This window comes from Gardnerella sp. c23Ub_4, from assembly GCF_055804115.1.
In genome coordinates this window covers 983,628-996,135 of sequence record NZ_JANUYO010000001.1, presented here as the reverse complement: position 1 = coordinate 996,135, position 12,508 = coordinate 983,628, and the positions used below count along the sequence as shown (strand labels likewise).

Sequence of the window (12,508 nt, the reverse complement as noted above, 5' to 3'; positions counted from 1 at the left end):
ATAATTTGGCAATACCTAATTTAGAAATGAGCAAAATATTTGCTTCAACACTATTTTCAATGCGATTAAAATGGCCGCTAATCTTTGTTTTTGGCGTTTTAATAAGCGTAATCGTTGCAATATCAGCGTTTGCAATAAGTGAGATTAAAAAACGTAATTCTAAAAACTACAAAATTAAATCTTCCAAAATACTAGAAACAAGCTTTTTAACGTCTTTTTCTTTAGACGAAGACCTTAAAGGAAGCATATGCTCAAGAAGATGGCGATTATGGAATATTTTGCGAAGAATATGCGCGTTAATGCTTTCTCTTGCTCTTTTATGCACGCTAATTCTAAGCTCTAGGCCTTCTAGAGTTTTAGACGCAAACGAGCAATCGAGTTCTAGAGATATTGTGCTTTGTTTAGACGTTTCTGGCTCCACTCTTCCCTACGATTTAGAAGTTATTAACGCTTACTTAAAATTTGTTGAGCATTTTCAAGGCGAGCGCATTGGCTTGAGTATTTTTAACTCAACGTCTAGAACTGTTTTTCCACTAACAGACGATTATTCGCTTGTTAAAAAGCAATTGCAATACGCTTCTAAACTCTTGGATGGAGTTCAAACTCAAGACAAAATCGACAATATGCAACAAAAGCAGTATCAGCAAATTTCTACATGGCTTGATGGAACTCAAAATCGAAAAGAAGCAACGTCTTTAATCGGAGATGGTCTTGTTAGTTGTGCTGCAATGATTCCTGGAGTTGTTTACGGCTCTTCTAACAATTCTAAAAAGCCTCATAATCGCCTTAATCGTAGTGCTTCTATTGTTTTAGCAACAGACAATGTTGTTTCTGGAAAGCCGTCTTATTCGCTTAAAGCAGCTTTGGATTTAACAAAACAAGCGAATATTCAAGTTGACGGATTGTATTCTGGGTCTGCTCAAAGCGAAAACGAGGCAACCACTAGGCAAATGCGTGATCTAATTACTCAAAACGGAGGCATTTTCTTAACGCAACATAACGCTGATTCTGTAATGGCTTTGGTTCGTAAAATCGAGCAACAGCATACAAGTGTTCCAAATGATTCATCTCAATCAGCTTTAAGCGATGACCCTAGTATTGCAACAATTTTGGCGGTTATTTTTGTGTCTCTTTGGCTTATTTTTGCAAGAAGGATAAAACGATGAGAATATATTTTAGTTGGATTTCGTTAATCTTAATTGCAATTCTTGCTGTTTTAGCACTATTCGAGATTTTCCCTCTAAAACGCAACTCTTATAGCACAGATGAAACTGTTTATATGCGTGTTCGCAGAGTTTTAATATGCGTTTTGCTTGCGATTTGCGCATTATGCCCATGCATTATGAAAAGCACTTTTCAACGCTCTCTTAACGCTACAAACGTAATATTTGTTTTAGATGTTACTGGTTCTATGAACGTTAATGATTCTAAAGACTTAAACAACAATCTCACTACTAGGTTTAACAGCGCAAAGCAAATAATAAAGCAAGTAACGAATAATTACGCAAACGCAAGCTTTAGCGCAATCAGATTTGGAGCATCTTCTAGTGTTGACGTTCCACTAACTCCAGACGCAAATGCCATTGAAAATTGGGTTAACACCATTAACACAGAGCCTGTTGGAGTTTCAAACGGAACGAGCTTAGACGCTCCTCTAGATAAGACTCTTCTTGCCGCTCAAGCGATTCACAACGCTCATCCTCAAGATGTTACTGTTTTGTATTTAATTAGCGATGGCGAAGAAACTACTAGCAGAAAGCGCAGAACATTCTCATCTTTGCGCGGCTACATAAATCATGCTTACGTAATTGGTGTTGGCTCTAAAAATGGCGGAAAAATACCAAATAAAAGCACTAAGTTGGATAATTTAGACGATATTAACGTAACTGATTCTTCTATAAAACAGTCTGAAAAATGGGTTATTGACCCTTCTACAAAAAAGCCTGGAATTTCTAAAATGGATTCAAAAAATCTTAAGAATATTGCAGACGAGCTTAGTGGAAAATATATTGATTCCAGTAAAGACCATTCTATTGGCGTAGAAGCAAAGCAAATTCTTTCTAAGCAATGGAGACAAAACAACACTGTTAAGCCAAGACTTAGGCCAGAGCCAATCGTTTGGCCGTTTGCTATTCTTGCAAGTGTATTAATTCTCTGGGAATTTGCATGCTGGATTACAAAATCGAGGAAGCTTATATGATTAGCAAAATCACACCTAAGTCATTCCTAAGATTTTCTATTATTGCAATATCTTCTATTGTTATATTTCTATGCATGGTTTCAATCTATTTAATTGCAACTAATCTTAAAGCAGAATCAACGTATAACGCTGCTACAAAAAGTCTTATAAACAACATAAATGCATCGAAAAAAGTTGATGCAGATAAAGAAACGTTGGTCGTATCTCAAAAACAGGTTGATGACCAATTTAACGAAGCAAAATCGCCTTACACGATTTTAATGCCGCACTTATTAAAAAGCATTAATCATAACGCAATAATATCTAAAGAGCTTACTAAAAGCTTGCAAAAGCAACTTAACCAAGATAAAAAAGATACGGATTCTAATGCGCAAACAAGCCAAAATAATCGCAAAAATATGACTAATAAAGCGCAAGAAAAATCCAACAAATCCAGCTTAAGCGATTCGCAAAAAAGTAAAATTCAAGACTTGCTAAAGCAAAATAATCAAAGCGATTCTAGCCAAAATTCGCAAAATCAATCAAATCAAAATAGCGATGATTCCACTAAAGACGAATCAAATAAGAATGAAAAAACTAAGTCTTCTAAAAAAGAAGACTCAAGCAATAAGCCTTGGTAGATCGCGCTAAAATTTGCGATAAAATTCGTTAAAAAAAAAACGACTTAAAACACAAAAACCTTATATTTCAAGGCTTATAGCCTTTAACCACATTGCAAGAATTTTCGTGACTATTTGAAAAACATTGTGTGTAATGTTTGTATGCACATATTTAACGACTACCAGTGGCTGTTAGAAAGAACAGAACAATGCTCTAACAGCGTGCTTAGCGAAGCACACTCAAACACGCTTAAAGACTGGCACGGAAGAGCCGCAAACGCGTTTAACGAACAGATGGCTAAAACTGCTAGACAAGCATGCCAAATCAGCTGTGTTAACACTAGTTTTGTTGACGGTGATTTTATTAACGCTAATTCTACTTTTAGATCGATACTAAACTTTGGGGGTAAATAATGCCTTGGAGAGTAAAATCTACAATAACTGGCGGAGAACCTCTTAGCGTTGCTGATTCTAACGCATATAGAACAAAAGCTGCAAGACTTAGCGAACTATCAAACGATTTTCATTCGCTAAGTGCTTGTTGGATGCAAACTGCAATGCAAATCGAAAGCCAAAAAGCAGCTCTTGTACAAAACCAAAACAACTGTTTTAGCGAAAACATTAATCAACATGCTTTGCAAAACTTGCCTGATTCTAACGAATGCAGAATAAAGTCAAGCCAATGCGAATCAATGTCTAACAATCTTAGTGAATTAGCAACTCTAATAGTCAGAGCAAATAACTTATATTCTCAAGCAGAATACAAAAATAGAGAAACCTTGGATAACCTTGTGTCTATTGGAACTACCATCTTCCCTATTGCTGCAGTACCATTCTTTGCAAGCGTAGGATTCAGCGCGATTTTAGACATGACTCAAAAAAGTGGCATGAAAAACTTTTCTAAGTGGAGCCACGCAACAGCTCCTATTCAGCAAGGATTTATTAGAGGCTTTTCTAAACATTTTCTAATAAACCCCGTAACAGGAATCCCTATTCGTCTTTTTTCTAGTATTCAAGAAAAGAACGATGTAAAACATTCAAAAGCGCCAGTTTCCACTTTTGCAAGCGCATTAAGCATGTTTAGCTCAAAAATCAACGATGCAAACCAAGGGAACAATCTTAAAGTAACAAAATTAGTTTTGCCTAAAAACGCACAATCTAAAATATTTCTCTATAAGGGAAACAATATTGGTCAAGCGCTTGAAAATCTTAACAGCCTTTCTAGCGGAAATCTTTCGGTGCATCCTCCAAAAACAAATCCAGATGCTGCAACAATCGCAATTCAACGTTTTAGACAAAAAGACGGTAGCACGTCTTGGCTTGTTACAATACCTGGAACCGACGGTAAACCAAAGTCTCCTTTTGGATGGCCTCAAAACGCAGAGGTTATGAGCAGTTCTAGAAGCGTAAGAATGAACGCAGACAGCACAAGAATGGTTGTAGAAGCTATGAAAAAGAGCGGAATTAAAGCGAATGACAATGTTGTTCTTGTTGGACATTCTCAAGGAGGAATAGTTGCTGCAGGAATTGCTAGCGACTATTCAAAACAATACAACATAAAACACGTTGTAACTGCTGGGTCTCCAATAGCAAACCACGCAATTCCAAGCAAAACTTGGGTTACGAGCATAGAAATGGAAGACGAGCTAGTTCCAACACTAGACGGAGCAAGTAATCCGAGCAGAAATAATTGGGTTACGATTCACGCAGTTGCAAGTAAAGCAGTGGCAAGTAAAAGCGCTAATCGAATTAAAAGAAAAGAAGAAGATGATGAAAATGTCTCTAAACAAAATCGTAATAAGATTGGCAACACAAATCGCAACACAAATCGCAACACAAAAAATATCTTTGAAAAAGACGGAATATTAGTAAAAAATGTACCAGAAGAAGGAACACTCACACACGATTTGAACTATCATCAAGCAGCATATGCGGACGCTCACCAACTTGCGTCTAAAGAAATTAGAACTCAAGAATCACATTTTAATAAGATATTAAGCGGAAAATTAGAAGAAACAACATTGTGGCAAGGTGTTATGCAACACTAATGCAAAGTAAAATAGCAACGCTCAAAACTTAGTAGTTTTTGCCATGCTGTAACCTTTAGAGTATGAAGCTTACTGATATTTGCCCTGCTATTGCTTTGACTCCTCTAGATGGAAGATACCACAACCAAACTGCAAGCCTTGTAGAATATTTAAGCGAACCAGCACTAAACCGCGAGCGCATGCGTGTAGAAGTTGAATGGATGATTCTTCTAGCAAACGGTTATAAGGGAAACGATTTTAAGACGATTGTAGATGGCGTAAAGCCTTTAACAGATGAGGAATGCGATTATTTGCGCGCAATCCCAGAAAACTTTGGAGCAGAAGGCATAAAACGCCATGCTGCTCACGAAGCTGTTACGCATCACGACGTTAAAGCTGTTGAATACTATATTGACGACGAGTTAGACAAAGCAGAGCAAGTATTAGGGCATAAAACCCAGCTTAGCAATCTTAAAACATTGGTTCATTTTGCTTGCACAAGCGAAGATATAAACAATCTTTCTATAGCTCGTTGCGTAAAAAACGCTGTTGAAAACGTGTATAGGCCAAATTTGCAAGCTATTGTTGATTACTTGACTCAAAAAGCGCAAGAGTATAGAGATATGCCAATGCTATCGCTAACTCACGGCCAGCCTGCAACTCCTACAACTTTAGGTAAAGAACTTGCTGTGTTTGTTTATAGGCTAAATCGCCAGCTAAAACACCTTAACTGCCAAGAGTATCTTGGAAAGATAAATGGTGCTACTGGAACTTTTGGCGCTCATCTTGCTGCTTTCCCTAATGTTGATTGGCTTAACGTTTCTAAAGAATTTGTAGAAAACAGAATGGGTCTTTGCTTTAATCCTCTTACAACGCAAATCGAAAGCCACGATTGGCAAGCGGAACTTTATAGCACTGTAAGTCACATTAATCACATTCTTCACAATCTTGCTGTAGACGTGTGGATGTACATTTCTCGCGGCGTTTTTGTGCAAGTTCCTGTTAAAGGTGCTACTGGGTCTTCCACAATGCCTCACAAAGTTAACCCTATTCGATTTGAAAACGCGGAAGCAAATCTAGAGATTTCTTGCGCACTTTTCGACACACTTCGTGCAACGCTTACCGAAAGCCGATGGCAGCGCGATTTAACAGATTCCACTACTCAAAGAAACGTTGGATCCGCATTCGGCTACGCTCTTCTTGCTTTGAACAATCTTCTTGGCGGCTTAAAATCGATTCATCCAAACACGCAAATGATGAGCGAAGAGCTTAACAACAATTGGGAAGTTCTTGGAGAGCCAATCCAAACTGCTATGCGCGCGCAAGAAATTGCTGGCGTAGAAGGAATGGAAAAGCCGTACGAGCAAGTTAAAGAGCTTATGCGCGGTCATAGTATTTCTAGACAAGATGTTGAAGATTTTATATCTTCTAGAAACTTCGATGCTCAAACTGCAAGTAGGCTAAAAAATCTTACTCCAGAATCTTATACTGGAATTGCATCACAGTTGGTGGATTTTATTCAATAATTATTAATGTTTAATACGTTATTGAACATTAATAATTATTAATGAATAAACGGTGTACTATGCAATCGCAAGTAAAAGATGATTTAGTTATTAACGACGTTGAGCCTAAGCTAGTTCGCAATTGGGCAGACTTGATTTACTCAATCGTATCTGCTGGCGTAGCTACAGCAGTAGTGTTATTTGCAACGTGTTTTTCGGGAACAACAGCAGGCGTAGAGCACGATGCAAAAAATGCTGGAAAGATTATTGAGTGGATTGTAAAAGGACTGCCGTCTTCTCTTTTTCAGCAAGCGCTTACAATCGCAATTGTTGCTGGCGTAATCGTATCAATGATCGATTCGAAAAAATGGATTAATACAGCAATATCAACAATAACTTTGCTTTTAACGTATCCGCTTGTATGGTATATTTCCTACATTCTTACAACGCTAAACAATCCTTCGATATTCGCATCTCTTAATTCAATATCTAATAGTCATGGCACAGAATTATTGCCAGACATGTACGCGGTTTTGGTTGCTTTTCTAACTGTTAGCGGACCTAGAAGAGATAACAAAATCGTAAAACTCTCTTGGCAAGCGCTGCTAATTGCGTCTCCAATATTAATCGTAACTTCTTGGCATTCGCTAGCAGGCGCATTAACATCTTGGTGCATTGGACGTTCTTTTGGAACACTAATTCGGTTTATTAAGGGAACACAAAGCAAAGGAGCGTGGGGCAAAGATATTGTTGAAGCACTAGAAAACATTGGCATTACGCATCTTGTTCAGCTTAATAGAAGAACACTAACAACCGACCATAGTGGAGTTCTTAAGTCTAGTCTTGACGACGATTTGATTGAAAATTCAAGGCTATACGATGCGATTGATATTCACGGAACAAGATACGTTATATCTGTATTAGATAATCAAGTGCATTTGCCTGGGTATCTAAATCAGCTATGGCAATGGGTTAAGCTAATTGACATTCCAGTTAGACGAGACCGCTCTGCAAGACACTCAATACATCACCATCTTTCTATGCTACTTGCTCTTAGAAACTTGCATCTTGCTACAGCAAACGTGTATGGAGTAACAGACCTAGAAAAATCATCAATAATGGTATTTCATACTAGCAATGTTCTTGTTCCTTGCAATCTAAACACACTTACATCTAAAGACGCTCAAAGACTTATGCAATATCTCGATATTGCTAACTCTAGAGGCATTACACACAGAAGAATAGGCCCCGAATCGCTTGCGCGACTAGAAGATGGCACTCCCCTAATTGCAGGTTGGCAAAATGGCGATGTTGCTAGTGATTCAACTAATATTGCTTTAGATAAAGTTCAACTTTTAACAATAATCGCGTCTTGCATTGATGCAAAAACTGCTGTTGAATCAGCAATAAGCGTTTGGGGCACAAATAAGGTTGCGCAAATACTTCCATTTATTCAAAAAGCAGCTGTTCCAGCGTCTACAAGGTCACTTTCTTCTTGTAATAAAAAACTTTTTGAAGATCTTAAAAATGAGATTAGTAAAAAAGTTTGCGCGCTTAACAACGAAGAAGACTACGACACTGTTAGATTAGCACGCTTTAATATTCGATTCTTTGTTAGCTTAATACTTATTATTGCTGCGATTTCGGCTATTGCTACTCAATGGCATCCGCAAGAATTTATTTTTGCGCTTAAAAAAGCAGATAGCGTGATGGTCTTTGCTTGCTTTGCATGCAGCATGCTTGCTTGGGTTGGGTCTTCTATTACGCTCGGATCTTTTATGGATGATTCAAAGCCAAATGCTTGTGTTTTATTTACATCGCAAGCAGCTTCTGGATTTACTGCCGTGTCTATGCCAGCTGGAGTAGGTCCTGCGTTTGTAAACATGCAACTTATAAAGAAAAATGGTAGTTCAACGTCTCAAGCAACAGCGATTACAAGCGCAGTATGGCTTTTGCAATCGCTAGTAACCGCTCTTGTTATATTTAGCGTTGGAATTTTTACTGGTAAAAACCTTCTTTCTGGAATGATTCCTACGCATATGCTTATTACCGTAATAGGAATTGTTACTATAATCCTATGCGCGTTTATGGCGATTACTCCTATTCGCAAATTTATACGCAAAAAATATCTTCCTATTCTTTCCGATTATGGCAAACAGATAAAAGAACTTGTAACTAAACCAAAACAGCTTTTTAACGGCACTTTGGGCGGTTTGATTCTTGTTTTTGCAACAGGACTAGGATATTGGGTTGCTCTTTTGGCATTTGGATACTACGCAAACCCTTGGGAAACAGTTCTGCTGTTCTTAGTAGCAAACACTGCAGGATCTGCTGTTCCAACACCTGGCGGATTGGGAGCTGTTGAAGCATCTTTGACTTTTGCATTCACTTCGGTTGGTATTCCTCCAACAATCGCATTATCTGCAACTCTTCTTTACCGTCTTATGTTCTATTGGTTACGAATACCAATCGGCGCTTTTGCAATGAAAAGTCTTAGCAATAAGGGATTAATCTAACAACAAATTAGTGTAAATTTAACAAATCAAAAAAGAATATATTTAGTTAAAAACCGCATAAATACGCCTATATAAGGCATTTTTGCGGTTTTTATGTACTTTATTTACTAAAAAAAGTAAAAAATCGTAAAAAAATCTTAATAAAACGCTGAAAAACCGCGCATTTGTAGGGAAAATGTACTAATATCTATGAATGAAAGTGGTCTTTGGAAGAGAAGGCCCCTAACACAAAGGATGCTTGTATGGCATACAACAAGTCTGATCTCGTTTCGAAGATCGCTCAGAAGTCCAACCTTACCAAGGCACAGGCCGAGGCCGCTGTCAACGCATTCCAGGATGTGTTCGTTGAGGCTTTGCAGTCTGGCGAAGGATTGAAGCTCACTGGTCTGTTCTCCGCTGAGCGCGTAAAGCGCGCAGAGCGCACTGGCCGCAACCCACGTACTGGCGAAACCATTAAGATTCCTGCATCTTACGGTGTTAGAATCTCTGCTGGTTCTTTGCTTAAGAAGGCTGTTACTGAGTAGGTTGAACCTTTAAGCGTAGACTTACAAGAACGAGGAACATCCCAATGTTGGATTTGTTCCTCGTTCTTTTGTTTTATGCGCTATGTTTTATGATCTCTAACTTAATGCTCTAGTTTCTCACTATTGCAATCTTTGCACAGCCCAAACACTTCCAAAGTGTGGTCTATAACTGTGTATCCGTGAGATTCAGCAATCTTATGAATCCAACCTTCATCGTCTGGAGGCTCTATGTCTACAGTTTTGCCACACTTTTCGCACACAAGATGATGATGATGCGTGTTCTCGTCACAAATCCTAAAAAGCTGCTGACCATTAAAACGCACAGTATCAACATCTCCGCTTTGTGCAAGCGTATTAAGCTGGCGATAAACGGTTGCAAGCCCAATGATTTCGCCATCTTCCACAAGCGCGCGATGCAAATTTTGAGCAGAAACAAAATTACGCGAAGCTCTTAAATGCTCAAGAACTGTTTCCTTTTGCTTAGTGTTTCTGCGTATTGGCTCACCAACCATTATTTAACCTTTCGCAACAAAAAACTTTTAATCAAGCTCGTCATCCCAACAACCTGTAGAGTCTAACACATTGGCTTCCTCAACAGGATTATTGCAAAGAACAGTAATATGACCCATTTTGCGATTCTTACGAACCTGTGCCTTGCCGTAATCGTGAACATGCCATTCTGGATGCTCTGCAATAAGAGCGCGAGTAGGCGCAACATGCTGGCCTAAAACATTAACCATTACGGCTGAAGAAAGTAGCTTAGGCTCTTTTAGTGGCCATCCAACAATGCCTCTAACATGAGCCTCAAACTGATCCATATCGCAAGCTTCAATCGTATAATGACCCGAGTTATGTGGGCGCGGCGCAAGCTCATTTACTACTACGCGATTGTCTTTAGTAATAAACAGCTCTATTCCAAGCGTTCCAGCAAGCTTAAAGCCTTGAGCCAATCTAAGCGCTAAACTATGCGCAGCTTCTTGAACCTTAGCATCAACATTTGCAGGAGCCAAGGTCATGTGCAAAATGCTATTGTGATGCACGTTTTTTACAAGCGGATAAGTCACAAATTCGCTTCCATTTCCCGAAACAAGAATTGATGCTTCAAAAGCAAAGTCAACAAAACCTTCGAGAATAGAAGGCGGCATCTCTTGGCCATTTTCTACGCGATTACGAACATTATTAACGTCTTCTTGAGTGCGCAAAACGTCTTGACCGTGGCCATCGTAACCACCTCTGCGCGTTTTAAGAATTGCAGGCAGCCCGATTTCTTCGATTGCTTTATCTAAATCGTCTAAATTGTTTACTTCACGCCATTTAGCAGTTTCAATACCATGATTGTTAATAAAGCTTTTTTCAAAAACACGGTCTTGCGTAACTCGCAATAAGTCGGTTCCCTGAGGAACAGCAACTAAATCGCGCACACTATCTAAAGCATCTGCGTTTACGTTTTCAAATTCGTACGTAAGCACATCGCAACTTTTAGCAAGCTTTTTTAAGGCTTCCAAATCATCATATTCAGCTTCGACTTGAAAATCCGCAACTTGAAACACTGGGCAATTATGCGCTGGGTCTAAAACGCCGATTTTAAAGCCCATTCTTCTAGCAGCAATCGCCATCATGCGACCAAGCTGACCTCCGCCTATAATTCCAATAGTTGCCCCTGGCATTAAGCACTTTACAGCACCATTAGTGGCTTCACATAAGCTCGGCATTAGATTCCTCAACCTTCTTTTTTAATTCTTTGCGGTATTCTTCAAGTTCTTCTTCTAGGCGACTATCTGTTGTGCTAAGCATGCTTACAGCAAGCAAGCCCGCGTTTGTAGCGCCAGAATTGCCAACAGCGGTTGTTGCAACTGGAATTCCGCCAGGCATTTGCACTATAGAAAGCAAAGAATCCCAGCCCGAAAGAGCATGGGATTTTACAGGAACACCAACAACTGGAAGCGTTGTTTGAGCAGCAATCATACCTGGCAAGTGTGCAGCTCCACCAGCGCCAGCAATAATCACGCGAAAACCGTTTTTTCTAGCACTATGCGCAAAATCTGCCATAAGTTCTGGAGTGCGATGTGCAGAAATAACTTGCTTCATATACGGCACTCTAAATCTTTCTAAGATTTCGCATGCGTGGCGCATTGTTTCCCAATCGCTAGAAGAGCCCATAACAACCGCCACAACAGGTTTTGAATCTAAAATATCTGCCACAACAACCTCCCGTATATGCGTAAATACGCGGCTTATGCGCAAAGTTTATACGCAAGTTTTACTTTACGCATAAGCACGGAAAAATGGCTAATAATTAGTGTTTTATTAGTGATTTACTGGTGTTTTATTAGCTTCTTTATTGCTTCTTTATTAGCTGCTTATTTTTAAGAACATATTTTACGTCTGCAGCAGCCGCAACATCGCTAGAATGCGTTACAACAATCACGCATTTTCCGCGTTTATGAGCTGCATCTTTTAAGATTGCTATAACTTCTTGAGTTGTGTTTGGATCCAAGCTACCTGTTGGCTCATCGGCAAGAATAACAGGCGCAGAAGATACAAGCGCTCGCGCAATAGCTACGCGCTGCTGCTGCCCTCCAGAAAGCTTTGTTATATTTCTAGTGGACTCGTCTTCACTAAGCCCCAGCTCTTTAAGAATCGCAGAATCCGCCTTTGGATTAACAAGACGCAAGTTTTCTACAGGAGTCAAATAGTCGATTAGATTAAAACTCTGAAAAACTAAGGAAACATTATTCTTACGATGATTAGCATAACCGCCATTCTTGGAAACATCCTGCCCGTTAAACAATACTGTTCCACTTGTTGGCGAGTCTAAACCAGCAAGAAGAGATAACATGGTTGATTTTCCAGCTCCCGATGGACCCGTTATGCTATAGATTTTCCCAGCTTCAAAATCTGCATTAACATTTTTAAGAACCGCAATATGAGTCGCTCCATAAGAGTAATCAACGTTGTTTAGTTTTAATAAAGTTGTCATAATAAACTCCAATATTCTATTAATCTCTATATTTTATGAATCTATATTTTTTATAAATCTGTGTTATAAATCTACCTATTATTTTTATGCTTACTTCGGCCTATGCACTTGTTCTGCTCACTAATCGCAAGCGTTATGTGCATAAAAATACGCCACT

General features: G+C 39.0%; 12 protein-coding genes. 8 read left to right on the top strand and 4 right to left on the bottom strand.

The window, feature by feature from the left end; translation table 11 throughout:
* Window positions 1-26 precede the first annotated feature (26 nt).
* The 8 genes from NYP67_RS03930 (at window position 27) to NYP67_RS03895 (ending at window position 9,371) form a co-directional block, all read left to right on the top strand.
* Window positions 27-1,166, top strand: coding sequence for a vWA domain-containing protein (locus tag NYP67_RS03930; RefSeq protein WP_415695207.1), 1,140 nt, complete (start codon window positions 27-29; stop codon window positions 1,164-1,166).
* A complete protein-coding gene (locus NYP67_RS03925; RefSeq protein ID WP_473411197.1) occupies window positions 1,163-2,200 on the top strand; it encodes a vWA domain-containing protein in 1,038 nt (345 codons plus the stop codon). The genes NYP67_RS03930 and NYP67_RS03925 overlap by 4 nt, the downstream gene beginning before the upstream one ends.
* A complete protein-coding gene (locus tag NYP67_RS03920) occupies window positions 2,197-2,820 on the top strand; it encodes a DUF6466 family protein (protein ID WP_162862680.1) in 624 nt (207 codons plus the stop codon). Before NYP67_RS03925 ends, NYP67_RS03920 begins: the two co-directional genes overlap by 4 nt.
* Before the next feature lie 141 nt (window positions 2,821-2,961).
* A complete protein-coding gene (locus tag NYP67_RS03915) occupies window positions 2,962-3,213 on the top strand; it encodes a hypothetical protein (RefSeq protein WP_116438467.1) in 252 nt (83 codons plus the stop codon).
* On the top strand, window positions 3,213-4,847 hold the full coding sequence (locus NYP67_RS03910) for an esterase/lipase family protein (protein ID WP_115757465.1): 1,635 nt from the start codon (window positions 3,213-3,215) through the stop codon (window positions 4,845-4,847). Before NYP67_RS03915 ends, NYP67_RS03910 begins: the two co-directional genes overlap by 1 nt.
* A 62-nt stretch (window positions 4,848-4,909) precedes the next feature.
* A complete protein-coding gene (purB, locus tag NYP67_RS03905; protein WP_473411196.1) occupies window positions 4,910-6,352 on the top strand; it encodes an adenylosuccinate lyase in 1,443 nt (480 codons plus the stop codon).
* Window positions 6,353-6,411: 59 nt separating this feature from the next.
* Window positions 6,412-8,847: a lysylphosphatidylglycerol synthase transmembrane domain-containing protein gene (locus NYP67_RS03900; protein ID WP_415695206.1), complete on the top strand. Its 2,436-nt coding sequence runs from the start codon at window positions 6,412-6,414 to the stop codon at window positions 8,845-8,847.
* Window positions 8,848-9,089: 242 nt separating this feature from the next.
* Window positions 9,090-9,371: an HU family DNA-binding protein gene (locus NYP67_RS03895; protein ID WP_004112617.1), complete on the top strand. Its 282-nt coding sequence runs from the start codon at window positions 9,090-9,092 to the stop codon at window positions 9,369-9,371.
* 101 nt (window positions 9,372-9,472) lie between these two features.
* On the opposite strand, the gene NYP67_RS03890 is transcribed toward NYP67_RS03895, so the two are convergent.
* From NYP67_RS03890 to NYP67_RS03875, 4 genes are all read right to left on the bottom strand, one after another.
* Complete coding sequence (locus NYP67_RS03890) at window positions 9,473-9,883, bottom strand: Fur family transcriptional regulator (protein ID WP_004130708.1); 411 nt, start codon at window positions 9,881-9,883, stop codon at window positions 9,473-9,475.
* Between the two features lie 27 nt (window positions 9,884-9,910).
* Complete coding sequence (purK, locus tag NYP67_RS03885) at window positions 9,911-11,083, bottom strand: 5-(carboxyamino)imidazole ribonucleotide synthase (RefSeq protein ID WP_004130706.1); 1,173 nt, start codon at window positions 11,081-11,083, stop codon at window positions 9,911-9,913.
* Window positions 11,067-11,531: a 5-(carboxyamino)imidazole ribonucleotide mutase gene (purE, locus tag NYP67_RS03880; RefSeq protein ID WP_217430129.1), complete on the bottom strand. Its 465-nt coding sequence runs from the start codon at window positions 11,529-11,531 to the stop codon at window positions 11,067-11,069. Before purE ends, purK begins: the two co-directional genes overlap by 17 nt.
* 178 nt (window positions 11,532-11,709) lie before the next feature.
* A complete protein-coding gene (locus NYP67_RS03875) occupies window positions 11,710-12,351 on the bottom strand; it encodes an ABC transporter ATP-binding protein (RefSeq protein WP_004130704.1) in 642 nt (213 codons plus the stop codon).
* Between the last annotated feature and the right edge of the window lie 157 nt (window positions 12,352-12,508).

What these genes read in the sequence shown, in the direction of transcription:
- NYP67_RS03930 (WP_415695207.1), top strand. Translation starts at nt 27, where the DNA reads ATGAGCAAAATATTTGCTTCAACACTATTTTCAATGCGATTAAAATGG.
- NYP67_RS03925 (WP_473411197.1), top strand. Translation starts at nt 1,163, where the DNA reads ATGAGAATATATTTTAGTTGGATTTCGTTAATCTTAATTGCAATTCTT.
- NYP67_RS03920 (WP_162862680.1), top strand. Translation starts at nt 2,197, where the DNA reads ATGATTAGCAAAATCACACCTAAGTCATTCCTAAGATTTTCTATTATT.
- NYP67_RS03915 (WP_116438467.1), top strand. Translation starts at nt 2,962, where the DNA reads ATGCACATATTTAACGACTACCAGTGGCTGTTAGAAAGAACAGAACAA.
- NYP67_RS03910 (WP_115757465.1), top strand. Translation starts at nt 3,213, where the DNA reads ATGCCTTGGAGAGTAAAATCTACAATAACTGGCGGAGAACCTCTTAGC.
- purB (WP_473411196.1), top strand. Translation starts at nt 4,910, where the DNA reads ATGAAGCTTACTGATATTTGCCCTGCTATTGCTTTGACTCCTCTAGAT.
- NYP67_RS03900 (WP_415695206.1), top strand. Translation starts at nt 6,412, where the DNA reads ATGCAATCGCAAGTAAAAGATGATTTAGTTATTAACGACGTTGAGCCT.
- NYP67_RS03895 (WP_004112617.1), top strand. Translation starts at nt 9,090, where the DNA reads ATGGCATACAACAAGTCTGATCTCGTTTCGAAGATCGCTCAGAAGTCC.
- NYP67_RS03890 (WP_004130708.1), bottom strand. Translation starts at nt 9,883, where the DNA reads ATGGTTGGTGAGCCAATACGCAGAAACACTAAGCAAAAGGAAACAGTT.
- purK (WP_004130706.1), bottom strand. Translation starts at nt 11,083, where the DNA reads ATGCCGAGCTTATGTGAAGCCACTAATGGTGCTGTAAAGTGCTTAATG.
- purE (WP_217430129.1), bottom strand. Translation starts at nt 11,531, where the DNA reads ATGGGCTCTTCTAGCGATTGGGAAACAATGCGCCACGCATGCGAAATC.
- NYP67_RS03875 (WP_004130704.1), bottom strand. Translation starts at nt 12,351, where the DNA reads ATGACAACTTTATTAAAACTAAACAACGTTGATTACTCTTATGGAGCG.